The sequence below is a fragment of the Cellulosilyticum sp. ST5 genome (assembly GCF_046529625.1).
In the GTDB taxonomy this organism is placed as follows: Bacteria; Bacillota; Clostridia; order Lachnospirales; family Cellulosilyticaceae; genus Cellulosilyticum; species Cellulosilyticum lentocellum.
Genome location: NZ_CP132338.1, coordinates 1,725,669 through 1,751,004 on the forward strand (window position 1 = coordinate 1,725,669; position 25,336 = coordinate 1,751,004).

At 35.4% G+C, this 25,336-nt stretch carries 25 protein-coding genes; 1 reads left to right on the forward strand and 24 read right to left on the reverse strand.

Features of this window, described 5'->3' with window-relative positions; translation table 11 throughout:
- Positions 1-9 precede the first annotated feature (9 nt).
- The 9 genes from QTL86_RS08420 to QTL86_RS08460 form a co-directional block, all read right to left on the reverse strand.
- Positions 10-570, reverse strand: coding sequence for a hypothetical protein (locus tag QTL86_RS08420; RefSeq protein WP_410496965.1), 561 nt, complete (start codon positions 568-570; stop codon positions 10-12).
- 9 nt (positions 571-579) lie between these two features.
- Positions 580-1,350 (reverse strand): SDR family oxidoreductase, encoded by a 771-nt coding sequence (locus QTL86_RS08425; protein ID WP_013656811.1) that lies wholly within the window; start codon positions 1,348-1,350, stop codon positions 580-582.
- 136 nt (positions 1,351-1,486) lie between these two features.
- The gene (locus tag QTL86_RS08430) at positions 1,487-4,390 is read right to left on the reverse strand and encodes an insulinase family protein (RefSeq protein ID WP_410496966.1); all 2,904 of its coding nucleotides are present in this window, start codon (positions 4,388-4,390) and stop codon (positions 1,487-1,489) included.
- A gap of 182 nt (positions 4,391-4,572) precedes the next feature.
- Positions 4,573-5,115: an ATPase gene (locus QTL86_RS08435; protein ID WP_127066389.1), complete on the reverse strand. Its 543-nt coding sequence runs from the start codon at positions 5,113-5,115 to the stop codon at positions 4,573-4,575.
- Between the two features lies 1 nt (position 5,116).
- Entirely contained in the window at positions 5,117-5,605 is a 489-nt protein-coding gene (gene coaD / locus QTL86_RS08440; RefSeq protein WP_013656808.1) for a pantetheine-phosphate adenylyltransferase, read from the reverse strand.
- On the reverse strand, positions 5,598-6,152 hold the full coding sequence (gene rsmD / locus QTL86_RS08445) for a 16S rRNA (guanine(966)-N(2))-methyltransferase RsmD (protein ID WP_410496967.1): 555 nt from the start codon (positions 6,150-6,152) through the stop codon (positions 5,598-5,600). The genes coaD and rsmD overlap by 8 nt, the downstream gene beginning before the upstream one ends.
- 206 nt (positions 6,153-6,358) lie before the next feature.
- The gene (gene recG, locus QTL86_RS08450) at positions 6,359-8,422 is read right to left on the reverse strand and encodes an ATP-dependent DNA helicase RecG (protein ID WP_410496968.1); all 2,064 of its coding nucleotides are present in this window, start codon (positions 8,420-8,422) and stop codon (positions 6,359-6,361) included.
- Positions 8,423-8,493: 71 nt separating this feature from the next.
- Entirely contained in the window at positions 8,494-10,143 is a 1,650-nt protein-coding gene (locus QTL86_RS08455) for a DAK2 domain-containing protein (protein ID WP_410496969.1), read from the reverse strand.
- A 43-nt stretch (positions 10,144-10,186) separates the two neighbouring features.
- Entirely contained in the window at positions 10,187-10,546 is a 360-nt protein-coding gene (locus tag QTL86_RS08460) for an Asp23/Gls24 family envelope stress response protein (protein WP_013656804.1), read from the reverse strand.
- Between the two features lie 217 nt (positions 10,547-10,763).
- Here QTL86_RS08460 and rpmB point away from each other — a divergent pair, with 217 nt between their 5' ends.
- A complete protein-coding gene (gene rpmB / locus QTL86_RS08465) occupies positions 10,764-10,949 on the forward strand; it encodes a 50S ribosomal protein L28 (protein ID WP_013656803.1) in 186 nt (61 codons plus the stop codon).
- 91 nt (positions 10,950-11,040) lie between these two features.
- On the opposite strand, the gene QTL86_RS08470 is transcribed toward rpmB, so the two are convergent.
- The 15 genes from QTL86_RS08470 to QTL86_RS08540 all read right to left on the reverse strand — a co-directional run bounded on the left by QTL86_RS08470 (position 11,041) and on the right by QTL86_RS08540 (position 25,243).
- Positions 11,041-11,673: a thiamine diphosphokinase gene (locus QTL86_RS08470; RefSeq protein WP_013656802.1), complete on the reverse strand. Its 633-nt coding sequence runs from the start codon at positions 11,671-11,673 to the stop codon at positions 11,041-11,043.
- A gap of 5 nt (positions 11,674-11,678) precedes the next feature.
- On the reverse strand, positions 11,679-12,341 hold the full coding sequence (rpe, locus tag QTL86_RS08475) for a ribulose-phosphate 3-epimerase (RefSeq protein WP_410496970.1): 663 nt from the start codon (positions 12,339-12,341) through the stop codon (positions 11,679-11,681).
- A gap of 1 nt (position 12,342) precedes the next feature.
- Complete coding sequence (gene rsgA / locus QTL86_RS08480) at positions 12,343-13,239, reverse strand: ribosome small subunit-dependent GTPase A (protein ID WP_410496971.1); 897 nt, start codon at positions 13,237-13,239, stop codon at positions 12,343-12,345.
- Complete coding sequence (gene pknB, locus QTL86_RS08485) at positions 13,240-15,327, reverse strand: Stk1 family PASTA domain-containing Ser/Thr kinase (RefSeq protein WP_410496972.1); 2,088 nt, start codon at positions 15,325-15,327, stop codon at positions 13,240-13,242.
- A 13-nt stretch (positions 15,328-15,340) separates the two neighbouring features.
- Entirely contained in the window at positions 15,341-16,138 is a 798-nt protein-coding gene (locus QTL86_RS08490) for a Stp1/IreP family PP2C-type Ser/Thr phosphatase (RefSeq protein ID WP_127066385.1), read from the reverse strand.
- Positions 16,086-17,123 carry a 23S rRNA (adenine(2503)-C(2))-methyltransferase RlmN gene (gene rlmN / locus QTL86_RS08495; protein WP_410496973.1) on the reverse strand — a complete coding sequence of 346 codons (1,038 nt, stop codon included), beginning with the start codon at positions 17,121-17,123 and terminating at the stop codon, positions 16,086-16,088. The genes QTL86_RS08490 and rlmN overlap by 53 nt, the downstream gene beginning before the upstream one ends.
- A 2-nt stretch (positions 17,124-17,125) precedes the next feature.
- Positions 17,126-18,463, reverse strand: coding sequence for a 16S rRNA (cytosine(967)-C(5))-methyltransferase RsmB (rsmB, locus tag QTL86_RS08500; protein ID WP_410496974.1), 1,338 nt, complete (start codon positions 18,461-18,463; stop codon positions 17,126-17,128).
- 145 nt (positions 18,464-18,608) lie between these two features.
- Positions 18,609-19,304, reverse strand: coding sequence for a zinc metallopeptidase (locus tag QTL86_RS08505; protein WP_127066382.1), 696 nt, complete (start codon positions 19,302-19,304; stop codon positions 18,609-18,611).
- An 18-nt stretch (positions 19,305-19,322) separates the two neighbouring features.
- Positions 19,323-20,258, reverse strand: a complete 936-nt coding sequence (gene fmt / locus QTL86_RS08510) for a methionyl-tRNA formyltransferase (RefSeq protein ID WP_127066381.1) — start codon at positions 20,256-20,258, stop codon at positions 19,323-19,325.
- A gap of 24 nt (positions 20,259-20,282) precedes the next feature.
- A complete protein-coding gene (gene def / locus QTL86_RS08515) occupies positions 20,283-20,741 on the reverse strand; it encodes a peptide deformylase (RefSeq protein ID WP_127066380.1) in 459 nt (152 codons plus the stop codon).
- Between the two features lie 15 nt (positions 20,742-20,756).
- Positions 20,757-23,015, reverse strand: coding sequence for a primosomal protein N' (priA, locus tag QTL86_RS08520; protein WP_410496975.1), 2,259 nt, complete (start codon positions 23,013-23,015; stop codon positions 20,757-20,759).
- Between the two features lie 94 nt (positions 23,016-23,109).
- Positions 23,110-23,448, reverse strand: a complete 339-nt coding sequence (gene rpoZ / locus QTL86_RS08525) for a DNA-directed RNA polymerase subunit omega (RefSeq protein ID WP_410496976.1) — start codon at positions 23,446-23,448, stop codon at positions 23,110-23,112.
- Positions 23,449-23,459: 11 nt separating this feature from the next.
- Positions 23,460-24,062 carry a guanylate kinase gene (gmk, locus tag QTL86_RS08530; RefSeq protein WP_127066377.1) on the reverse strand — a complete coding sequence of 201 codons (603 nt, stop codon included), beginning with the start codon at positions 24,060-24,062 and terminating at the stop codon, positions 23,460-23,462.
- 18 nt (positions 24,063-24,080) lie between these two features.
- Complete coding sequence (locus tag QTL86_RS08535) at positions 24,081-24,326, reverse strand: DUF370 domain-containing protein (protein ID WP_013656789.1); 246 nt, start codon at positions 24,324-24,326, stop codon at positions 24,081-24,083.
- Between the two features lie 8 nt (positions 24,327-24,334).
- The gene (locus QTL86_RS08540) at positions 24,335-25,243 is read right to left on the reverse strand and encodes a YicC/YloC family endoribonuclease (protein ID WP_083801245.1); all 909 of its coding nucleotides are present in this window, start codon (positions 25,241-25,243) and stop codon (positions 24,335-24,337) included.
- Between the last annotated feature and the right edge of the window lie 93 nt (positions 25,244-25,336).

A 25,336-nucleotide genomic window follows, 5' to 3' on the forward strand; every position in this document is an offset into this window, starting at 1 on the left:
TTCCACCACTTACATTAATAAATCATTAATAACTTTCGTATATTCTCCTAATTTCTCATTGGTATAACATGCATCTTTTTCAATTTTTATTGCTAGATTCTTTATTTGTACTTCATTATCTACATGCACAAAATGAATAGATTTCATCGGTATACCTTTACTTGCTAATTTATTTTCGAGACACAAACGGTATTTTTTTATCATCTCACTACTTTCACTAATGAAATACATACTTCTAGAAGTTACTACAATATGCTCAAAAAAAGCAGTTCCTCTTGCGTCTGGTATAATCGCACTATGAAATAAATCGTAACTCCCTTTCATTCCTTCTAAAATCTTAGCTGATACTTCTTTTCCATCCTTAAACTTTCTAAATCCTATATAACGAGATAAATTAAGTGCAATACCTAAAACTAAAACACCTGCTATAACTGTGAAATAATTTTCTCTCTTTCCTGCTAAAAATAAGCCGCTTCCAAAGAGTACTGCCACAACCGCAGTCCATATTAGTGTATGCTTCAGATATTTTTTCTTCTGTTCTTCTATATAATGACACCCTTGTACTATCATTTCATCACCTTATTCCGCATAAATCATTTTTACTGTCATACCACCATCAATTACAAAATTACTTCCAGTAATAAAACCTGCACCCTCACTCGTTAAAAATAATGCAGCTTCTGCTACATCCTCTGGCACACCCACACGTCCTACTAAATGTTGCATATGATCTTCTTCTGTAAGTGCTGTAAACTTGCGATCTTTTTTCTTTTTCCATTCTGATACATTAATCCAGCCTGGACTAATGGCATTCACACGCACACGATGTGCTAAACTATTGGCTAATGCATGAGTTAATGCAAGGAGTGCTCCCTTGGAAGCTGTATAAGGTTCTGTATGAGGTTCACTCATTAATGCTCTTGTCGAAACAATATTTAAAATACTACTTCCCTCTGGCATGTGCATAGCACAATATTTACTACAAATATATGCTCCTGTTACATTCACTCGTAAAGTCTCTTCAAAGGTAGCTACACTTCTAGTAAATAACGTATCATTTTCACCTTGGGTCTGTACTGCTGCATTATTAATCAAAATATCTATTTTCCCATAACGCTCTACAACTTGATTAACCATTTGTTCTACAGAAGCTTCTTCTTTTATATCAGTCTTAATAAACAAACATTCTCCACCTATTGCTTTAATTAAGCTTTTGGTTTCTTCTCCTGCTTCTTCATCAGATTCTGCAATAATAACAATAGCTCTTTTCTTGGCATATGCTAAAGCCATACACTGTCCTATGCCTTGTCCACTTCCTGTAATGATGACCACCTTACCAAAATATGCCATGGTCTTCCTCCTTCGGACTCATTCATAATTTTACATATGAATTTATTATATCAAATAAAAGAACTGTCGTATACTCTTTCTATTAGAAATTGTCCAGCAAAAATGCCCTAGATTTATTTCTAGGGCATTTTGATTCTTAAACAATTGTTTGATCTTTAAATTCAGTTTGCGCATTTTCTACATTTTGTGCATTTCCAAATACGCAATAATATTCTTTTTCTAAGCATTCTTTTACAAGAGGTGCAAATTGCTTAAGTGTTTCATTAGTTGTTGCAAAGAGTTCATCTCTGCTTTGTTGAAGCTGATGCTCTTTGATTCCCATCAAGTAGTAAGTCTGAGCTGTTTTTCCCTCGGTAGCAGGTGTAAATGGAAAATCCATTTGACTAATAGTTCCGATTAAATACTGTAATAACTCCCTGTCTGAAAGTTGAAGTACTTCTAAATAGCTTGGTATTTCTTTGTAGAGCTCTAGAGTTTGATCAATATTAGGATCACGATAAGATACAAAGAACATATTACCACTACGCCTAAAATCACAGAAGCAACCGTAGGCACCATTTTGTACACGAACTTTACTCCATAAATAGTCCATAGATAAAACAGTTTTTAACATCAACATGCCACCATGATAATTATAGCCTTGCTCTTTAAAATTATAACCCATTGCCACATAGTTAACATTACTTGGATAAATCATAGCTTCTTTTTCTTCTGTTACATCAAATTTCATCACAAGAGGCTCTATCTTTTCTTCTGGTAAGTCATCTATCTGATTTTGAATAATAGGAATGATTTGAGAAGCTTCTTCCTCATCAACTGTTAAGCCTACCGTGATACGTTTTTTATTAGCCAAATAACCATAAGCTTCTTTTAATGCACTTATAGTTTGATCTTTTACACTAGACCAGTTTTTCTCAATATCACAAACAAAATGATAAAAAGTAATACCCTTTGTTTTTTCTTCAAAAAGCTCTGTGCTAGAGAGATGTGCTAGTAATCTACTATAAGCAATGCGATGTCCTTCACTACTTATAGCCGATTCCATAAGTGCTTTCATCTCACGTATGATTTCTAATAAACGATCAGCATTATCAAATAAGGTATTTTGTAATATTTCACCCATCATACGTACTTGCTCAGAAACTTCATTAATAAGAGCTTTCGACTGAATCAGAAAAGTAGGTAGATAACCGTCTCTTTGATTGGCATCATTTAATGCTTGAATATGATAAGACATACTACCAATGTGCTCATCAATGTGACTAGATAGTGCTTCATAGGTGTAGTGTTTCGTATCTAACTTACCTAGCATACCTACAATCATCCCCAAATAAGGCATGTATTTATCTTCTATACCTATTAAACTGATATGCCAATTCACATAAGCAATTTTATTGGTGAATACTGTAGTTACCACATAATCTGTTTCCTGTTCTTTTCTAACGACATACTTTGGATATTTTGCTTTGCGTCTTAGGTCTTCTCTTTGTAAGAGTGGAATACACTCTGCTGCACCTTCTGCATCTGGCGTCATTTGAAAAGCATTAAAGTGCTTAGTTGCGTCTATTAAAGCTTGTAGTTCTTTCTCACTAAGACTAGCTTTATATGCTGCTAACTTTTCTGTAACTGCATCTTCTATTTCCTTCTCTAGTCCAACTTTAGGATATAGCTCCACCTTTGCACAATGCTTATTGTTTAAAATATGTTGTTTGATGAGTTCTTCATAATACCCATTTTTCAAATTAGTTTTTAAGGCTGCTAGTTCTTCTTCATATTTTAAATACACAAAAGGAGAAGCATCATAAATCCAACTTTTCATAGCTGCTAAACTATAAAATAAACCTTTTGAATAACCGCTAGAATCACCTTCTCTTAATTCAAACTCTTTAACTTGTAAGGCACCTTTTAATAAATGCTCAGGTAATCCATTTTTAGCTAAATCTTCTAATACTTCATGAATGACCTCATAAAAACGTTGCTTTTTATCCTCTACTACATTTTTACCTACAATTGTAAACACTGGTTGTTTTAAATGAGTTTGAAAAGCTCCATAGACATCTTCTCCAATGCCCTCTGCAATAAGTGCTTTTTTAAGTGGTGAAGCAGGTGTGTCTAAAAGCACATATTCTAAAATAGACATGGCTAACATCAACTGACGATTACCTACATCTCCTACTACAAAGTTATAAGATAAAAATAGACCATTATCTTTATCCGGTGTTGCAGAGTAATACGCTGTCTTAGTTACTACCTCTTTAAAAGCTAGCTCCTCAGCTATATGACTATCAATCTCCATATAACTGAATTTTGATAAATATTCTTTATCAATATATTCTAATGTTTTCTCAGGGTCCATGTCTCCATACAAACAAATATAGCTATTAGATGGATGATAATATGACTTATGAAAATCTATGAAAGCTTCATAGCTTAAGTCTGGAATATGTGCAGGTGCACCACCTGACTCATGTGCATAAGTGGTATGCGGAAATAGGGTTTCTTTAATCAATCTAAATCCAATTTCCTCTGGAGATGAAAAAGCACCCTTCATCTCATTGTAAACAACACCTTTATACTCAATAGGTGCCTTTACATCCTCTAGGTGATAACGCCACCCCTCTTGCATGAGAATTTCTTTTTGCTTATAAATATTTGGGAAAAATACTGCATCTAAATAAACATCCATAAGATTTTGAAAGTCTTTATCATTTTGGCTTGAAATTGGATAAAGTGTTTTATCTGGATAAGTCATTGCATTTAAATACGTATTAAGCGATCCTTTAGCTAGCTCTACGAAAGGATCTTTGAGTGGATATTTTCTGGAACCACATAATACAGAGTGCTCAATAATATGTGGTACTCCTGTACTATCCTTGGGTGGTGTACGAAAACCTATACAAAAACTTTTATGTGGATCTTTATTGGCAATAAGTAATACCTTTGCTTTTGTTGCTTCATGTATATAAATATCTGCCTCGCTATCAATTTCCTTAATATATTCTGATTGTTGTAATAAATATCCTTTAATTGGATAAGCCACAGCTTCCCCTCCTAATACTTGTAATTGGTTGATATTGTCAATACTTTTATTATAGGCATTTGTTTTCCATTTGTCTATGTATAAAACGTAGCTTCTTATCAATCCTTATTTTATTATTATGTGATGAAATCAAAAAAAAATAACACCATAGGTGCTATTTTTCTCATTTTATTTTAAGCGCATTATTCTGCTTCTTTATCTAATTGAATACCCATTTCTTTAAGTTCTTGTCTATTATCATATACTTGACGAAGCATATCTGTAATATAAGCTTCAAAATTTTGTACCTCGTCATGAACAGCTTCTAATGTATTTTTGAGATGTTGTTCCATATCACGACAAGTATCTTGTGCATATTCAATAGACCCTCTATGAATTTGTTTTGCATCCTCTTTTGCAGTTTCTACAATAGAAGTTGCACGCTCTCTTGCGAACTGAGTAATTTCATTTCTTTCAATCATCGCTTGTGCTTGTTCTCTAGCTTCTTCTACAATAAGGTGTGCTTCTTTTTGTGCTTCTGAAAGAATTTTATTCCTTTCTTCTACAATCCACACTGATTGTTGTACTTCTGTAGGCAGTTTTAATCTAATCTCTCTTACTAGCTCAATCATAGCATCCTTATCAATGGAAATCTTTCCAGATAAAAAGCTGGTTTTGCCTTCATCAATTAAGTCTTCTAGTTGGTCTAATAAAAGTGCGATTTCACCACATCTTGCATTTTCCACTTTATCTACCCCTCATCTTATTTATTTTTAACTTATCGGCTACAGCTGGTGGTACAAAAGCTTCATATTCGCCACCAAAACAAACAATTTCTCTTACAGCAGTGGAACTCATATAAGCATGCTCTGGTGCTGTCATTAAAAAGACTGTTTCTAGACCCTTTAATAAGCTACTATTTATTTGTGCCATATTCATCTCTTGCTCAAAATCTGAGCCATTGCGAAGTCCCCTAATAATCACTCTAGCTTGTTTTTGATGAGCAAAATCTACTAATAAACCTGAAAAGCTATCAATTTTTACATTTTCTAAATGTTTAGTCGCTTCCTTCATAACAGCTATTCGCTCTTCAACAGATAATAGTCCTGTACCTTTTTTAGGATTAAGGAGTACTGCCACAATGAGTTCATCTACTATTTTAGCTGCTCTTGTAATAATATCTAGATGTCCATTAGTCATTGGATCAAAACTTCCTGGATAAATCCCTCTATTCACTGCCCATATCCCTTCTTATAAAACTAAGTGTAGTTGTTTTATACTGCTTTTCTTTCCATAATACCAAATTTTGAGGTAACTTTACAATAGTCTTTGTACTTCTTTCGAGAATAATGTAGCCGTCTTCCTTTAAAAATTTCTTTTTAGCTAATATTTCTAGAACAGTTTGTATATTTTCCAAGGCATACGGTGGATCCATAAAGATAATATCAAATTGTTCTCCTTCTAATCTTTTTAATGCTTCAAATACATCAGACGCCACTACTTTAGCTTCGGCCTTTAAACGCGCCTTTTCTAAATTCTGTTCGATACAGGCTAAAGCTTTAGTATCTTTTTCTACAAGAACAGCTCGTTTACCACCACGGCTTAAGGCCTCTATGGCCATGGCACCGCTGCCACTAAATAAATCTAAGAACTCACACTCTGGTATATCAAAAGCAATCATATTAAATAAAGTTTCTTTAATTCTATCTGTTGTAGGTCTTGTATTCATCCCCTCTGGTGCTTCAAGATGTGTGCCTCTACAACGCCCACTTATTACTCTCACAATGTATCCTCCTTTTTAAGGCAATTAATAGTAAAAAATAAAGAATGGAGAATTGTTAATTAAAACATTTCTCAGGATTAGTACTTATTATTTTTATGTCAAAATTTCTCACTAGTCTTTCTAATGGCTCATTCTTAATTGCTTTTTAGTTTTTCACTATTCATTATTACTTCTTTATTGCCTTTTAATTCTTCATTGCTCTTCAATTATAAAGCATTATGCAATGATTGTTCGTTTAACCTTGCTTGAATCTCCTGCAGCAATTGATTATTCTGGGTTTCGCCTAAATTTGGATCTATTGCTAATAGATTTTTCACACACCCTTGTACTTCACCTAGCACTTTAGCATCCGTATAAAGATTGGCAATTTTCATTTCTGGAAGGCCATGTTGCTTCGTCCCAAAAAATTCTCCTGGTCCTCTAAGTTTAAGATCCGTTTCTGCAATAACAAAGCCATCTGTACTCTCTTCCATAATTTTGAGCCTTTTTTTCGTCACTTTATTTTTTGAATCACTTACTAAAACGCAATAAGATTGATGTTTGCCACGACCTACCCGTCCACGTAATTGGTGCAGTTGAGCAAGTCCAAACCTTTCTGCATTTTCAATTAAGATAATCGTTGCATTTGGCACATTAACCCCTACTTCAATAACGGTAGTAGACACAAGAATTTTAGTCTCTGCTCTTGCAAACTGTGCCATAATCTCATTTTTTTCTTTTGGCTTCATCTTACCATGTAAATAAGCTATAGGAATATGAGGAAACACCTGTGTTTTTAAATACTCTGTATACTCTATTACATTTTTAAGCTCACTAGTCTTTTCACTTTCTTCTACCATAGGACAAATAATATAACATTGTCTACCTGCTTCGATTTGCTTTTCTATAAAGCGATAAATCCGTGGATGATAAGCTGAATCTACAGCATTCGTACGAATAGGTTGCCTTCCTGGTGGCAACTCATCAATAATGGAGATATCCATATCCCCATATAAAATAAGTGCTAAAGTCCTAGGAATAGGTGTAGCTGTCATAACCATTACATCTGGCAAATGACCTTTCTCTGTTAATTTTAAACGCTGCCTTACTCCAAAACGATGTTGTTCATCGGTAATCACTAATCCTAGGTTTGGTATTTCCACATTATCTTCAATCAAGGCATGGGTTCCCACTACAATCTGGATTTCATTGGTTTTAATAGCCGCTAACAATTCTCTTTTTTGTTTAGCTGTGGTAGAGCCTGTTAAAAGACCAACTTGTATACCAAATGGCTCCATAATTCCTTTGATGAATTCATAGTGCTGCACAACTAATACCTCAGTCGGAGCCATAAGTGCACCTTGGAAGCCATCTTTAACAACTAAAAATAAACTGATGGCTGCAATAACCGTTTTCCCTGAGCCTACATCTCCTTGTACTAAACGATTCATTGCATAAGGACTTTTCATATCGCCTACAATCTCACGCATCACCCTTTTCTGTGCACCAGTCAGCTCAAATGGTAAAGAAGCCATAAAAGCTTTTAATTCTGATGTTACATCATGAGCAATTCCCATGAGCTTAGTGGCAAAGTCCGCTTTTAATTGATATAAGGAAAGCTGCAGCATAAAAAGCTCCTCAAATACAAGGCGTTTTCTTGCTTCAAAAAAATGCTCTGAATCCTTTGGAAAGTGAATCCCCCTTAAGGCTTCCTCTTTACTTACAAGATGATATTGCTTAATAATGCGTTCTGGAAGAGGATCTTTGACTTCTGGTAGCACCTCATTTAAACAGTGTTCTATTAAACCCCTAATCACTTTTTGTGATAACTTCTGCGTTGTAGGATAAATAGGGGTAATTTTAGCTACTGTCCCTAATTTTGAGGGATCAGCTACCTTTTGATATTCAGGAGAATCCATTTCTAATTGACCATACTTATGTTTGATTTTCCCATAAAGTAAATATTTTTCACCCATAACAAAGTTGTTACGCATATAAGCTTGTCCAAAAAAAGTAACCATAATGCTACTTGTCTCATCTTTCACTCGAAAACTGACTAAAATCTTATTCCCTTTCTTAGCAATTTGTGGCTTACTACATACCGTTACCAGCACATTTTGCGGTTCATCTAATTCACATGCAGCAAGAGGCGTAATTTGTCTACGGTCCTCATATTCTCTAGGATAGTGTTCTATCATATCCTTCAAGGTATAAATCCCTAATTTTCTAAGTTTATCTCCTACTTTGTCTCCTACCCCTTTAAGTTCATTAATGGAATCACTTAAAAGCACCCTTCCTCCTCCTTTCCACATAAAAAAGGCAAATCCACACACATTGTATGGAATTGCCTATGAGTTTATGCTTATTCTGCAGAAATCATAAAGTAATATACAGGTTGGTTCCCATGGTAAAGTTCAACGTCTGCATCTTCAAAAATAGCTTCTGCATCTTTTTGATAATCTTTAGCCACTTCTTCTGTGATTTCTTCGCCGTAATACACAGTAATAACTTCAGCATCTTCTTTCATTTTTTTAAGCAATTCATTGAAAGTTACTTTTAAATCTTTGTGATGTACTACAATACGTCCTTCTAACATCCCTAGGTATTCACCATCTATAATATTTTCACCTTCTAAAGTTGTATCTCTTACAGCAATGGTAATCTGAGCTGTCTGTACACCTGATACAGCTTCCTTCATATCTTCCATTAACTCTTCAACATCTCCATCATGGCCATCCTTGGCAATCATAGCTGCAATACCTTGAGGCATAGTTGTTGTTGGTAGTACAAAAACTTTTGTTTCTTCATCTATAGCTGCTGCTTGCTCTGCAGCTAAAATAATATTTTTATTATTAGGTAGCACAACTACTTTTTCAGCATGACATGCTTTAACCGCTTTTAAAATATCTTCTGTACTAGGATTCATGGTTTGACCACCCTCAATCACTTGGTCAACCCCTAAGCTTTTCATAATTTCTGCAATACCACTACCTGCAGCAATAGAAACAAAACCTAGGTCTTTCTTAGGTTCGCTACTTGCTTCTTCACCTTCATTAAAAATAGAAGAATGTTGCTCTCTCATATTCTCAATTTTTAAGTTATGAAGTGCACCAAATTCAAGTGCTTTTTGAAGAGCTAGTCCCGGATTATCTGTGTGTACATGTACCTTTACATATTCCTCATCCGATACGACTACAATACTATCACCAATACTTTCAAGGTACGCTTTAAAACTTTCTTCTTCATATTTAGAACCTTGGTTTTTAGTTGCAATAAATTCTGTACAATAACCAAAGGTAATATCTTCTGTATTAAAATTCTTAAGTGCCGCAAATGCTGCTTCGTTTGGCGCTACTGTCGGTTTTTTAATTTCAATTTGAAGGTTTTCAATAATAACACGGGCTGCACCTTCTAATATGCATAGTAATCCTTGTCCACCTGCATCTACAACACCAGCTTCTTTTAAAACTGGAAGCATATCTGGTGTTTTATTAAGTGTTTCATAACCATGTTGAAGCACACTTTCAATAAACACATTCATATCTGCTGTTTCAAGGCTCATCTCAAGAGCTTTAATTGCAATCTCTCTTGCTACAGTTAAGATTGTTCCTTCTTTAGGTTTCATAACTGCTTTATAAGCTGTATCTACTCCTTTTTGGAAAGCATTAGCAAGTACTACAGTATCAATTTCTTCTCCATTCTCTGTAGCTTCCGTAATACTTTTTGAAAAGCCTCTAATAAGCTGAGATAAAATAACACCTGAGTTTCCTCTAGCTCCTCTTAAAGAACCTGTTGCTGCTGCCTTAGCAATAGAGCTATAATCTACTTTAGTAGCAGCTTCTACTTCCTTTGCAGCCGCTAAGATTGTTAATGACATATTAGTTCCTGTATCACCATCTGGCACTGGAAAGACATTCATTTCATTAACCATCTGCTTCTTTTCATCTAGTAGCTGAGCTCCTGCAATAAACATTGCTTGAAGCTGAGCTGCATCTATTTTTCTAACTTCCACTTTATATGCCTCCTCAAACCCATCAAGGTTCTTATACAAACTATTATTCTTTATCTACTCTTACACCCTCAATGAAGATACGAATACTTTCGACTTCAATACCAAGTGCATCTTTTACTTTGTATTTTACTGTACTCATTAGGTTATCTGCTACAGCAGAAATCTTAGTACCGTATTCGACTATAACATGAAAGTCAATATTGGCTTTATTTTCATTTAAACGCACGGCTATCCCTTTAGTTAAGCTTTCACCCTTTAATAGATGTACAATGCCGTCTTTTACGTTTCTAGCGGCCATGCCAACAACGCCATAACACTCCATAGCTGTTACACCACTAATCTGTGCAATAACTTCTTCGTTGATTATTATATGACCATATTCATTTGAAAAATTACTTGGCATAAATAGACCTCCTCATCTAGTCCATACTCATTTCAATTTAATTAAATTTTTTATCATTATATCACATCATTGTCAAATAAAAAAGCCTTTATACATCCAAATCATCGGAAAGTGAATTTTTCCAAAAAATTAAACGTCCTACTACTTGCAATATGTCCTATTATCTGTTACAATAACCCTTGTTATGTCACGGATTTAAGACAAGGAGGTGTTCAAATTGGCAAAATGCGAAATTTGTTCAAAAGACGTACATTTTGGTATTAAAGTGAGCCACTCTCATAGAAGATCTAACAAAATGTGGAAGTCTAATGTTAGAAAAGTTAGAGTTAACCAAAACGGAGCTGTTAAAACTATGAATGTTTGTACACGTTGCTTACGTTCAAACTTAGTAGCACGTGCGTAGTTACAAGCTTGCTATAAATAAAGCGATTACCTTTCGGTAATCGCTTTTATTTTTATCATATTTCTAAAATCTATTCTCTATGACTTAAATTTTAATCATTTGCTTTAATGACTATCAAAACACCTTTTTTCATTGTTACTTCTGCTACCTGACCTAGTAAATAGTTGCTAATTCCAAGACTTGTCCCTATAGGTATAGTAGCATTGTGAAGCGCATAGGCCAGTCCTGTTGTTGTCACCCCTTCTACATCACCCGCAAAAGGAATAAGACTTACCAAATCTCCTTTTTCCCCTTTAATGATGCACTGATGCATCGCTAAAGATACACTATTATTGGGATTTAACAAACGTCCACTTATTCCTCTTTTTAATAGAGGGTATAAAAGATGAATATTAGCTAGGCTATGATCTAATCTACTTCCTAACCCACCATATATATCCACTTCTTTTGCACCCATTTCAATAGCTTGCTGAACTGCAATTTCTGTATCTGTTTCATCTTTTTCGGGTTTAAAACGCAACACACGAATGCCCTGACTCTCAAAATAAGTTAAGTCCTCTTCACTTCCACTGTCAAAATCTCCGACTATTAAATCTGGTGTGATCCCTAATGCTCTAGCATGACATATACCACGATCTGCACAAATAACTCGGTCATAGTGGCTTTCCTCTTGACAAAAACTATAGTCTCCATATTCTCCATTTGTTAAAATAAGTACTTTCATAGGGCTTAGCAGCTTTCAAAAAGTTTTACAAAAGCCTTTGCATTTGCCGTAGCTGCTTTACCATCAAATACAGATGAACCAGCCACCAGTACATTAGCACCTGCTTTAATAATTGCCTCTGCATTATCCATTGTTACACCACCATCTACCTCAATAAGTAAATCCAAGCGATTATGTTTTTGTGCTAGAGCTTTAACTTGCATCAATTTCTCTAGTGAATAAGGAATAAATTTTTGACCACCAAAGCCTGGGTTAACGGACATAATCAGCACTAAATCAATATCCTCTATGATGGGTTCTAATAAACTTACAGGTGTTCCTGGATTAAGTGAAATCCCAGCTTTCATTCCTAAATCACGAATACGTTGAACAACTCTATGAATATGATGAGTTGCTTCAAGATGAACTGTTAATATATCTGCACCTGCCACCTTAAAATCTTCTAAATAACGTTCTGGTGCCTCAATCATTAAATGGACATCCATTACTCCCTTAATATGAGGGCGAATACTTTTAGCTACAGGTGCACCTAATGAAATATTAGGAACGAAAGCACCATCCATAACATCCACATGGATATAAGTAGCGCCTCCCTCTTGTACACTCTCTATCTCCTTCTGCAAATTAGCAAAATCCGCTGCAAGTATTGAAGGACTCAAATGAATCACATTACCATCTCCTTATCTCTTTTAATTGTTTGTAGTACGCTGCATATGCTTCATAGCGCTCCTCATATATTTCTCCCTTTTCTAAAGCTTTAATGACCTCACATCCCGGTTCATGTAAATGGGTACATCCTCTAAACTTACATGAGCCTAAGAAAGCATCAAACTCTGGAAAATAGTATTGAAGCTGATCCGCTTCCATACCCTCTAATTGTAATGAAGTAAATCCTGGTGTATCTAGTACAAAGCCACCTTCACTTAATGGGATAAGCTCTACATGTCTTGTGGTATGTTTACCTCTTTTTATCTTATCACTTACCTCTCCTGTTTCTAATTTCAAATTCTCTTCTATAGTATTAATAAGTGTAGATTTTCCAACACCTGATGGTCCTGCGAAAACAGTTGTTTTATTCTGTAGCTTAGGCATCAGAAGTTCTGTGTTAATTTTCATTTTCGCTGATAAACAAATCACTTCATAGCCTATTTTAGTGTAGCGTTCTACAAGCTCAGCATATTCATTTTCATTACCTTCGTCTATTTTATTCAGTAATATATAAGGGACGATGTCTTCTTTTTCAATGTGTAGCAAAAAGCGATCCAAAAGATCTATGTGAAGCTGAGGATAACTCACTGAAAATACTACCATGGCCTGTTCTACATTAGCCACGGCTGGTCTAATTAAACTGTTTTTTCGCTCTAGAATTTCTTCTATAGTTCCCTCTAAATAACGATCATTTGAATTTTCTTCCTTTTTCAAGCTAATAAGCACATTATCTCCTATGACGGGGATAATGTTTTTATTTCTGAATTTACCTCTTGCTTTACATTCATAGATAGTCTTATTAGCTTCTACATAGTAAAAGCCTGCTATACCTTTAATAATCGTACCTTCTAGTCTCATTTACTGCACCTCATTAAAATCAATCGGGTCTTCATATTTAGGCTCACCATCAATCGTTACAGATAGGATACCTTTACCTGAACCTTTTAAAGAAAGCTGTATAGGAAATTGATCCTTTGTCACAACACCATCGAAAACCGGATCTGAACCACTAGCTAAAGTAAGCACTGCTACCACATGATAACTTTCCTTATCCTCCTCTATTTGTACAGGAAGTGACAATGCATATGTTTTTGTTACCTCTGTTGGTGCTGTAGGCTGATTGGGATCAGTAGTTGGTGTTGGTTCTGGGCTTGGTGTTGGTTCTGGAGATGGTTCAGGCGTAGCTGGACCTGTACTTACGATAACATTGATACTGCTGCCTTCTTCAACTTCTGTACCTACAGGTAGGGCTTGATCAATAATTAGTCCTTCTGCTACAGTCTCACTACTTTGTGTTTTTTCATTACCTAATTTAAGATTCGACTGTGATAAAATACTTCTTGCTTCCTCCGGTGTTCTTCCTTTAACATCTGGAACAGTTGTCATTTGAATCTTCTTGTCTGGACCTGAACTAACGTACAAAACAATAGGATCTCCTGATGCAACCATACTACCACCCACTGGTGTTTGACTAATAACTTTGCCAATTTCAACGATTTCATCTGCTTGTGGTCTAATGTCTACCGCACTAATATCTAAGCCTAACTCTTTTATTTTAGCTAGTACATCTCTTTGGTCTTCTCCTGTAAAATCAAGTAATTCTACAGTTTCACCTTCTGGTAGAGCTTGATTATCATCTGGAGCTAACTCTACTTCTACTATAGACTTTTTCTTAGCTTTTTCACCTGATGATGGCTTTTGATTAATAACCACTCCTACTTCATCACTACCTACTGCAATTTTAATTTGTAGATTACGCTCTTTAAGAAGCTGTGTTGCTTCTTCAAGAGTCTTTCCTTCTAAATCTGGTACAGAAACCATATTCATATTTTTGCCTAAAGAAGGAATCCAAAAAATACATGCTAAGGAAATAGCCACTACCAGAGCTAATGTGGCGAAAACACCACCTGCTCCCACTAGTATTTTATATAACTTTGAAACCTCTTCATCCTCTTCTTCATCTTGCAAAAAACTGGTTTCTTCTTCGTAAATACTAGACTCTTTTTCAGAAGGCTCTTGGTCTGCCTCTACCTCTTTGCTTTGCTCTCTTAACAGCTGGGTATCCGCTGGTGACAACAAAATAGTTTTTTCTGTAATTTCTACGCCTTTAATTTCATAGTTAGGATTTTGTAATATTCCTTTCATGTCATAAAGCATCTCATCTGCATTTTGATAACGATCCATTTGACCTTTGCTTGTTGCTTTTAAAATAAGTTGCTCCAAATTTTTAGGAATAGCCTTATTGAATTCTGATGGTCTAGGAATTTCTTCGTTAATGTGCTTGAGCGCTATAGAAATATGTGAATCTGCTTCAAAAGGCAGCTTCTTAGTAGCTAATTCAAAAAGGACAATACCACAAGAATAAAGATCACTACTCTCATTAACATACTTACCTTTAGCTTGTTCAGGTGAAAAATAATGAACAGAACCAATGGCATTACCGGTGGCAACAATAGTAGATGAATCTACAGCTTTAGCTATTCCAAAATCTGTTACCTTTAATACACCTTCATTGGTTAATAAAATATTCTGTGGTTTAATATCACGATGAATAATTTTCTTGCTATGGGCATGCTTTAACGCTGATACCATTTGCACGCCTAACTCTAATACGGTTTTAGCTGGAAATGGTCCTTTTTCCGCAATGACTTCTTTTAACGTTTTCCCTTCAACATATTCCATAACAATATAATGTAAATCCTTATCACTACCTACATCATAGATACCTACAATATTAGGATGTGAAAGGCTAGCTGCTGAAAGTGCTTCTTTTCTAAATTTCGCTACAAACTCTTCATCTTGTACGAACTCTTCTCTTAACTCTTTAATAGCGACATAGCGTTGTAATCTATTGTCCTTTGCTTTATAAACAATAGACATTCCACCTGCACCAATTTTTTCAATGATTTCATAACGTTCTCCCAATAGGGTCCCTGGCGTTAACATGTTTTTTCACCTCTTATTTTTTCACAATAATTACTGCTATATTATCCATTCCGCCTTTTGCGTTTGCTTTTTCTATGAGTGAATCAACGATTTCTTCCGCTTCCCCGCTACTGCGACGTACACACTCATGAATTTCCTCGTTTGATAACATAGATGTTAATCCATCTGAACAAAGTAACATATACTGAACTTTACTTAGATCAAACATCACTGTATCAATTTTGACTTTTGCATATGTACCAACTGCGCGAGTAATGATGTGTCGTTGTGGATGTGCCCTTGTCTCATTTTCAGAAATATAACCTTGCTCTAACATTTCTTGTACTAAAGAATGATCTGTTGTGGCTTGAAAAATACTACCTTCATTCATTAAATAAAGTCTTGTGTCACCTACATGAGCTAAATAGACAATATCTTCTATGACAGTTGCTACCGTCATTGTTGTTCCCATGCCATTATAGGCTTCATCTTGCTTTGACTTTTCATAAATAACATGATTAGCATTTCTTATTCCTAGTTTCAGTAAAATAGTTACATCTTCTCGGGTCTTTATATCAATATGCTTATGTGCTTCTAAATACTCACAAAAAGATGAAATAGCTAATCCACTTGCAATACTTCCTGCTTTGTGTCCACCCATTCCATCTGCCACAATATATAAATTAGGCAGAATACCAATAGGTGAATTAGAAACGAAGATGGCATCTTCGTTTCGCACTCTTTTTCTACCAATGTCTACCTTGCCAATAGCTTGCATGCTATTCACCTCGCTTTTTAAGATACCTACGTCGTAGTTGTCCACAAGCTGCATCTATATCAGCGCCTAATGTTCTACGTAATGTTGTAGGCACACTGTACTGCTCTAAAACACCTTTAAACCTTTCAATACTTGAAGCTTTACTACTTTTATAACTTCTTTCATCTATTTGATTAACAGGAATGAGATTAACGTGACAAAGCATCCCTTTTAAAAGGCCACCTAAACGTCTGGCATCTTCTTCCTTATCATTTTCGCCTTCAATTAATGCGTATTCAAATGTAACTCTTCGGTTGGTTTTTTCAATGAAATAGTGACAAGCTGCCAATACCTCTTCTAAGCTGTATTTTCTAGCAATAGGCATGATTGCTTGGCGCCTCTCATCTGTTGTGGCATGAAGAGAAAGTGCCAAATTAATTTGAAGTTTCTCTTCTGCTAAGGCTTTTATTTCTGGTACAAGACCACAGGTGGATACAGTGATATGACGTTGCCCAATATTTTGTCCTGATGGATGATTAATAAGCTCCACAAATCTTAAGGTTACCCCTAATTCTTCTAAGGGTTCTCCACTTCCCATAATAACAATATTGGATACGCGTTCATTTGTATCTTTGGAAATGGCATAAATTTGTCCTACCATCTCTGCTGGTAAAAGATTTCTAACACGTCCTTCTACAGTAGATGCACAAAACTTGCATCCCATACGACATCCTACCTGAGAAGAAATACATACGGAATTACCATGTTTATAACGCATTAAAACACTTTCTATTATATGTGAATCTGATAACTCAAACAAGTATTTTATTGTCCCATCTATTTCTGAACAAAGCTTTTCTACGATTCTAAGGGGCTGGATAGGATAATTTCCCTTGAGTTTATCTCTAAGCTTCAATGGTAAATTATTCATTTCATCATAATCCCAAACCATCTTTTTGTGGAACCACTCAAAAAGCTGCTTTGCCCTAAATTTACTTTCTCCATAAGCCAGTATTATTTCTTCTAACTCTGCTATGGTATGATTTAAAATTTCATTCATACTTAAACTCCTTTTTTAAAACTAGCAATGAAAAAGCCATCTGTCCCAGCCATATGAGGTAAAATTTGAATCATACCTTTTTCTTTAATGGCTTTCTTTAGCGGGTTAGGTATAGTATCTACTATATTTTCTAATTCTAAACCTAACGCTTTGATATAGCTTACCATTCCTTCATTTTCTTCATGAGAAATAGTACACGTACTATAAACCAATCGCCCTCCTGGCTTGAGATAGCTTATAGCTGCCAAAGCTAACTTTTTCTGTAAGGCTACAATCTCAAGCAGCCCTTCTTTTGATTTATGTGTTCTTATATCTGGTTTACGCTTCATAATACCTAACCCAGAGCATGGTGCATCTAATAAGACTTTATCGAAAGCTTCCACGTAACATTCATTCTTTAGTGTACCGTCTTGCAAAGTTGGCTCAATAATGGTTATCCCCATACGCTTGGCATTCTTCTTGATTAATTCTAACTTATGTGGATGGATATCACAACTTACAATACGCCCTTCATTCGCCATAAGCTCTGCCATATGAATGGATTTACCTCCTGGGGCGCTACACATATCCAAGATGCAATCACCCTTTTGGGGCGCCATAACATGTGCTACAAGCATAGCACTTTCATCTTGTACTGTCCATTCGCCTTTTTTAAAAGAGGGACTATTTTGAAGGTTATCTACGCCTTTAAGATAAAAGGCTTCCTCTAAAAAAGCGCCTTCTTTTAACTGAATGCCCTCTACTTTAAGGGTCTCTTCAAATTCTAGCTTATTTGTTTTTAGCGTATTATAACGTACACATACCTCAGCTCTCTCATTAAGTGCTTCACAAATAGATTTTACCTCTTCCTCTTTATAAACCTTAAGCCAATCTTCTATCATCCATTCTGGAATGGCATAATGAATACTCATTGCCAATACTAAATTTTTTGTTTCATCTGGATAAGTAATTTGTTCTCTTTGACGATCTATATTTCTAAGAAGACCATTCACAAATCCTGATAGGTTTTGGAACTTTCTTTTTTTAACAATCTTTACTGCTTCATTAATAATTGCCGAAGTAGGTACTTTATCGAGATATAACATTTGATACAAACTCATACGCATTACATTTCTAATGAGGGGTTTCATCCGATGCACAGGTGTTTTTGAAAACTGATTAAGAATATAATCTAGCTTAATCTGGTACTTTAGTGTTCCATAAACGACTTCTGTGACAAAGCCTTTATCCTTTGCATCTATATCTTGAAGGGCACGTTTCAACACTAGCTGTGCATAACTAGCTTCTTTTTCTATTTCTATTAATAAGTCTACGATTTGCTCGCGTACCGTTTTATTCATACCTAAAACCTCTCTTTTACTTATGCTTATTATTTCATACTATAATGTACCACTAATTCTAACATTTAACCATCCTTTTAGCAAAAAGTGGTCATCAACCCAAAAAGAGAGTGCCTCCTCCTTCGAGTTAAAGCACTCCCCATTTTTAATCATTATTGCGGTTACTAATCATAATTAAACGAATCAAAGATAAAATAGATGCCATGGCTGCTGCCACATAGGTTAATGCTGCTGCATCTAATACTTTTTTTGCACCCACTAATTCCTCTGGTGCCAGAATGCCACTTGATTCTAACGTAGCTAATGCCCTCTTAGAAGCATTAAATTCTACCGGTAATGTAACAATGGCAAATACTGTCGTAATAGCAAACAACCAAATACCTATATCTACTAAGAATGGCATACTTCCAAAGAATAAACCAATAAATACCAGTGGCATAGATATACGACTCGCAAAATTAGCAACTGGATAAATAGTATGTCTAAAGCGTAAAAAAGCATAATCGTTAGCATCTTGAATAGCATGACCTGCTTCATGGGCAGCTACCCCTAATGCAGCTATGGAATCCATGCTATAAACACTTTCAGAAAGTGCCAATGTCTTGTTAACAGGATCATAAAAATCTGTCATTGATCCACGTACAGGTTGAATAGAAATATTAATATTGTTCATTGCTAAAATACGTCTTGCTGCTTCTTCTCCTGTATATCCTGAAAGGGTCCGCTTTCTAGAATAAACATTAAAAGTATTTTGTACCTTTAAACTAGCATAAAGGGGTATAATCATCATAGCTAAAGTAATCCATAAAATTTGAGAATTACCTCCATAACTGTAGAGCATACGCTTCACTCCTTCAACTTATATACCTAGTATCACCCCTATATCAAGCGTATTCCCCTTAATATATTCGGAAACTGGCATACGTTTTTTATTAGGCATTTGAATTTCCTGAATGCATAGGCTTCCATCTAAAGTTTTAACAAAAATCCCCTCTTTACTTACTTCTAAAATGGTCCCTGGCGCACCTTCTCCTTGTTTCAGCGTTTTCACTGCTTTCCAGATTTTCATTACCTCACCTTTATAGTAAGTATAACCACCTGGCCAAGGATTAAGTCCTCTAACTAAGGCATCGATGCTACTTGTAGAAGCTTGCCATTTAATCTCACCTAAACTTTTTTGAATAAGTGCCGCATAAGTAGCTTCACTTTCTTCTTGCCTTTGTCTTTCTTTACCACCGGCAATAATCATAGGCATAGCTTCTTTAAGAGCCTCTGCTCCTACTATTTTCATTTTATCATGAAGTGAAGCATAAGTATCTGCTTCATCAATCACTATCTCTTTCTTAAGCAGCATATCCCCTGTATCCATGCCTTTATCCATGTACATAATCGTAACACCTGTGATTGGCTCTTCGTTAATAATAGACCATTGAATAGGTGCAGCTCCTCTATACTTAGGAAGTAATGAGCCATGAATATTAATACAACCATATTTAGGGATATTTAATATACTTTCAGGTAAAATCTGTCCAAATGCTACTACTACAATAACATCCGGATTTAAAGATTGTATGTGGTTGTAAAATGCTTCATCCCCTCTTATCTTCTCTGGTTGCAAAACTGATAGCCCATGTGCAAGAGCTACTTCTTTTACAGGTGGCATGCTTTCCTTCTTTCCTCTACCCTTTGGCTTATCAGGTTGTGTCACTACAGCACTCACCGTATATTTTTCATCAATTAACATTTCTAAAGTTGGTACTGCAAAATCTGGTGTACCCATAAATACAACGTTCATAACCTTTTCCTCTTTTCCTACCTGTTACTCTACTTCGAATAAATCGCCTTCTACTAAGTCAACGAATAATTTGCCCTCTAAATGATCAAATTCATGAAGCATTGCTCTTGCCATAAATTCTTTTCCTTCTATCTCAAACACATTCCCATTTCGATCTTGCGCACGCATTTTTACATAGTTAGGGCGTCTTACTGTTCCGTATCTTTTAGGTACACTTAAACATCCTTCTTCCCCTAATTGTTCGCCTTCAACTGCAAGAATTTCAGGGTTAACAAACTCTACTGGACCTTCTCCAATATCTACAATAAAGGCTCGTTTAAGTAGGCCTACTTGAGGTGCTGCAATGCCTACACCTTCAGCAAGATACATTGTTTCTTTCATATCATCTAATAAGGTCCATAAACTTTCATCAAAACTTTTTACAGGTTTTGATATCTTTCTTAAAACTTCTTCTTTTTCTGTTCTAATTGTTCTAATTGCCATAATTGCCTCCTTAATTTATAACATGGCCAGTGGGTCTACATCCCATTGTATTTTCGTGCCACTTACTTTTTCTTTATTATAAAACTTTTCTAAGCAAAATTTACCGTAAATTAATAATTTTTCTCTTTCTTCTCCTATAATAAGTAATCGCCACCGATATTCATCACCTATTTTGCTAATAACGGCGCTAGTAGGTCCAATCACCCTAAAGTGACTTTGTCCTTTTTGACTGTAATAACGATAATATTGACTTAGGAGTTGAACAGTACGAATGACTTCCCCTTCATCTAGACCTGAGACTAATAGTGAGAAAATATGGGTATAGGGTGGATATCCTAACATCTCTCTATTAGCTAATTCCTGCTCATAAAAAGCTTCTTGGGCATTGTTTCTAATCACTTCCATCACTAAATGATTTGGATTATAGGTTTGAATAACAACACGTCCTTTTTCTTTTCCTCTCCCTGCTCTTCCCATAGCTTGAGTAAGGAGTTGATAAGTACGCTCATTACTTCTAAAATCTTGCATAAAAAGAGATAAATCAGCTGATAAAACTCCTACTAGCGTAACCGCAGGAAAATCATGCCCTTTAGCAATCATTTGTGTGCCAATAAGTAATCTTACTTCCTTTTTTCTAAAAGCAGATAAGATTTTTTGATGTCCTTCTTTACCTGTGGTAGTGTCCATATCCATCCTAGCCACACCATAATTTCCAAAGCACTCCTTTAAGTAAGCTTCTACCTTCTCTGTGCCACTTCCCATAAAACGAATATATTTACTTCCACATTCAGGACAAACCTCCGGTACATCACTGGTTTTACCACAATAGTGACATTGCAATATCTGCTGGGAAGCATGATAGGTCATAGATACATCACAATGATCACATTTAATCACATGTCCACAACTTCTACAATTAATAAAAGTAGAATAGCCTCTTCTATTAAGTAATAACATAACTTGACCATCAGCTTCAAGTGCATCCTTAATGGCTTCAAATAAAGTATGACTTAACACCGAATTATTTCCTTTTTGTATCTCTAGGCGCATATCTACAATATCCACCTCAGGTAACACGGCTTCACCTATTCGCTTATTCAAAGTAAGCAAACTATATTCACCACTTCGTGCTGCAGCATAACTTTCGATACTAGGTGTAGCAGTAGCCAGTAAAACTTGCCCCTTATTTTGCATCATGCGTTTCTTTGCAATATCGATGGCATGATATTTAGGCGTTGTTTCAGATTTATAGCTACTCTCATGTGCCTCATCCACTACAATAAGTTTAAGATTATCAAGAGGCATAAATACAGCACTTCTAGGTCCTATTATAATAGATACCTCATTATTTTTAGCTCTCATGTAAAGTCTTTGACGTTCTTTGGCACTCATTCTACTATGGCTTAATGCAACTCGGTTACCAAAGCGTTCTTTAAATCGAAATAAGGTTTGGTCTGTTAATGCAATCTCCGGTACCAACACTAAAGCAGTTCCTCCATGCATAAGAACCTCTCTAATAGCATGTAAGAAAACTTCCGTCTTCCCACTTCCTGTAACACCTTCTAGTAAAATGGTACGATATACATTTGCTTCATTTAAAGCCTTTAAATATTGCACTGCTTGCTCTTGTTGATCATTTAAAGTTTTAAAACGCATTTCACAAATAGGATCTGGACGATAAACAACTTTTTCTTCCTCTATATAAATACATCCATTTTTTTCTAGTGTTTTTAAAGAAGAAGCGCTTACCTCAGGTAAAGCCAATAACTCCTTTTGATTGATGTCAGTATGCTCTCTTAAGTAATCAATTAACCATTTTTGCTTTGCAAAAGTTTGCTTATGAGCATTGGCATTACAATAAGCTTTAAGTTTAATACGATCCTCTACAAGTCTTACCTTCTTTTCACTCATTTCCTCTACTGCAATAGGCTCTTCTTTTAAACCTGGTGGCAAAACAACATCTATTGCGGCTGCATAGCTCGTTGCATAATAATCTACAATAAAGCTTATGAGTTCTAACTGCTTATTATCTAAAATCGGTTTTTCGTCAATTAGAACCACTACTTTTTTTAGACGATACCCTGTTTCTTGAACCTCATTCATAAGCTTAACCACATAACCTAGTTGTAAGTGATTATATCTACCAAAAGGTACTTTTACACGTTGCCCTACTTGGATGCGTGAACTTATTTCAGGTGCTACCTCATAAGTAAAAGGACGGTCGATCTCATTCACTGTTGCAAACTGAATAATAATTTGTGCATAGCAAGGCATCTTCTTTCACTTCTTCCTCTATCAATAGTTGTTCTTTCATCTATACTTAAGAAGTCTGCCAACAATTGTTGACAGACTTCTTAAGTCTTTTTCCTTAGTTACTTTCTTCTACTTCTTCTGTCTCTTCTACTGGTGGATGAAATTCTCTCATACGCATTTTGCCTTCATAAATTTCATCAACTGCAATAGAAATAGGTTTCTTAGATTTTAACATTTCATTAAGTCTAGCAGCTTCTTTAATCTTTTCTGGGTCAATGATTCTTTCACCTGTTTTGTCTGCTTCTTTAGTGGCTGCTGCTTGCTCATTAATCACATCAATAATATTTCTAGCTCTTTTTGAAGCAGCAATAACAATAGAATAACGACTTGTAAGCTTTGAAGTACCTTCTTTATTAAGCTTTTGCATGATTTGGGTATAAGATGGTTGTAACATTTTAAATCCTCCTAGTTATGAATAATTTCTTCTATTTCTGCTGCGTAATGACAGCTTCTTAACTTTTCCGCACCTACAATACGATTAATGTCTTCTATAGCCTCAACCAAACGGTCATTTACTACAATATAATCATACGTTGTATAAAGCGCAAGTTCTTCTTTGGCACGTTTTAATCTTTGATCAATTATATTTCTTTCCTCTGTTCCTCTTCCAACTAAACGACTTTCAAGTTCTGCTAATGAAGGTGGAATAACAAAGATAAAAATAGCATCAGGGTAAATTTCCTTAATTTGCTGTGCTCCCTGTACTTCTATTTCTAGTATAACATCTTTTCCTTTTTTTACACTTTCCTCAATAAAAGCCTTAGGTGTACCATAATAGTTATCACAAAAACAAGCATATTCTAAAAGCTCATCTTGTGCAATCATTTTTTCAAACGCTTCTTTTGTCTTAAAGAAATAGTGTACACCTTCTTCTTCCCCTTGTCTAGGCTGACGTGTTGTAGCGGAAATAGAAAGTAAAAATTGCTCATTTTTAATCAGTTCCTTTACAATTGTCCCTTTTCCTGACCCTGATGGTCCTGATAAAACGATTTTTAATCCTTCTTTCATTGCCGTACTCCTTTTTCTTTATTCTTTAGGACTTCCCAATCTACTTGCCATGGTCTCTGGTTGAAGAGCCGACAAGATGACCTGATGATTATCTGTAATAATCACTCCTCTTGTTTTGCGCCCTTGGGTCGCATCTATAAGCTGTGACTCTTCTCTTGCTTTTGTAATTAATCTTTTAATAGGTGCTGACTCAGCTGTAACAATCGCTACAATACGCTCAACTGCTACAATGTTTCCATAACCGATATTAATAAATTGACTCATCTTGTCACCTACTCTAAATTCTGAACTTGTTCTCTCATTTTCTCGATTTCAGTTTTAAGCGCTACTACTACCTTTGTAATCTCATAATCATTAGCTTTTGAGCCAATAGTATTAGCTTCCCTATTCATTTCCTGCATAAGGAAATCAAGCTTACGTCCTACAATGCCGCCTTCTTTTAAAATACTTTCTAATTGACCGAAGTGACTACCCAATCGTGTTACTTCTTCGTCAATAGCACATTTATCCGCAAAAACAGCTACTTCCATTGCCAAACGACTTTCATCTATGTTCATGCCATCACCTAAAAGCTGTTCTAACCTGCTTTGTAAACGTTGACGATAACACTCAACTACCAAAGGGCTACGCTGATTGATTTCAGCTAAAAGTACTTTTAAACCTTCATTTTTACATAAAATATCTTGCTGAAGTACAGTCCCTTCCTTACCTCTCATTTCAAGAAATGTTTGAAGCGCGCCTTTAAGTGCTTTCTCTATCGTTTCACTTACTGCTTCTAAATTACCTGCTTGTTTTTGAATGGTTATAAGATCATTTACTCCCAGTAAATCAGAAAGTTTTAAGTCATCTTCTAGATGAAAAGTTGCACCTAACTGACGTATTCCCCCGAGGTAAGCTTGCCCTAAAGCTTCATTTACTGTTACTTCAAGATCCTCCTTAGCTGAAGAATGACACATAATACTAACTTCTATCTTACCTCTAGCTACTTCATTTTTAATGACATTACGTACATTTTCCTCTAGATGCATGAGCATACGAGGCATACGAATATTAAGGTCTAAATAACGATGGTTAACAGCGGAAATTTCAACACTTACTTTTCTTGCGTTTTCTTCTACTTCACATCTGCCATAGCCTGTCATACTATAAATCATGCATTTTCCCACTTTCTTTTTCAGCATTGTTTCTTAGACATTTGCTTTTTATTATAACACACCTTCCTTTTATTTTCAAAAAAATTATGATATACTTTCTCCTATAATTAAAGGAGGCAA

Excerpts from the sequence above, each read along its gene's own strand:
- QTL86_RS08420 (WP_410496965.1), bottom strand. The coding sequence starts at position 570 with ATGATAGTACAAGGGTGTCATTATATAGAAGAACAGAAGAAAAAATAT.
- QTL86_RS08425 (WP_013656811.1), bottom strand. The coding sequence starts at position 1,350 with ATGGCATATTTTGGTAAGGTGGTCATCATTACAGGAAGTGGACAAGGC.
- QTL86_RS08460 (WP_013656804.1), bottom strand. The coding sequence starts at position 10,546 with ATGCCAAGTAATTTTTCAAATGAATATGGTCATATAATAATCAACGAA.
- QTL86_RS08470 (WP_013656802.1), bottom strand. The coding sequence starts at position 11,673 with ATGAAAGTACTTATTTTAACAAATGGAGAATATGGAGACTATAGTTTT.
- rsgA (WP_410496971.1), bottom strand. The coding sequence starts at position 13,239 with ATGAGACTAGAAGGTACGATTATTAAAGGTATAGCAGGCTTTTACTAT.
- pknB (WP_410496972.1), bottom strand. The coding sequence starts at position 15,327 with ATGTTAACGCCAGGGACCCTATTGGGAGAACGTTATGAAATCATTGAA.
- QTL86_RS08490 (WP_127066385.1), bottom strand. The coding sequence starts at position 16,138 with ATGCAGCTTGTGGACAACTACGACGTAGGTATCTTAAAAAGCGAGGTG.
- rlmN (WP_410496973.1), bottom strand. The coding sequence starts at position 17,123 with ATGAATGAAATTTTAAATCATACCATAGCAGAGTTAGAAGAAATAATA.
- rsmB (WP_410496974.1), bottom strand. The coding sequence starts at position 18,463 with ATGAATAAAACGGTACGCGAGCAAATCGTAGACTTATTAATAGAAATA.
- QTL86_RS08505 (WP_127066382.1), bottom strand. The coding sequence starts at position 19,304 with ATGCTCTACAGTTATGGAGGTAATTCTCAAATTTTATGGATTACTTTA.
- fmt (WP_127066381.1), bottom strand. The coding sequence starts at position 20,258 with ATGAACGTTGTATTTATGGGTACACCAGATTTTGCAGTACCAACTTTA.
- def (WP_127066380.1), bottom strand. The coding sequence starts at position 20,741 with ATGGCAATTAGAACAATTAGAACAGAAAAAGAAGAAGTTTTAAGAAAG.
- priA (WP_410496975.1), bottom strand. The coding sequence starts at position 23,015 with ATGCCTTGCTATGCACAAATTATTATTCAGTTTGCAACAGTGAATGAG.
- rpoZ (WP_410496976.1), bottom strand. The coding sequence starts at position 23,448 with ATGTTACAACCATCTTATACCCAAATCATGCAAAAGCTTAATAAAGAA.
- gmk (WP_127066377.1), bottom strand. The coding sequence starts at position 24,062 with ATGAAAGAAGGATTAAAAATCGTTTTATCAGGACCATCAGGGTCAGGA.
- QTL86_RS08535 (WP_013656789.1), bottom strand. The coding sequence starts at position 24,326 with ATGAGTCAATTTATTAATATCGGTTATGGAAACATTGTAGCAGTTGAG.
- QTL86_RS08540 (WP_083801245.1), bottom strand. The coding sequence starts at position 25,243 with ATGCTGAAAAAGAAAGTGGGAAAATGCATGATTTATAGTATGACAGGC.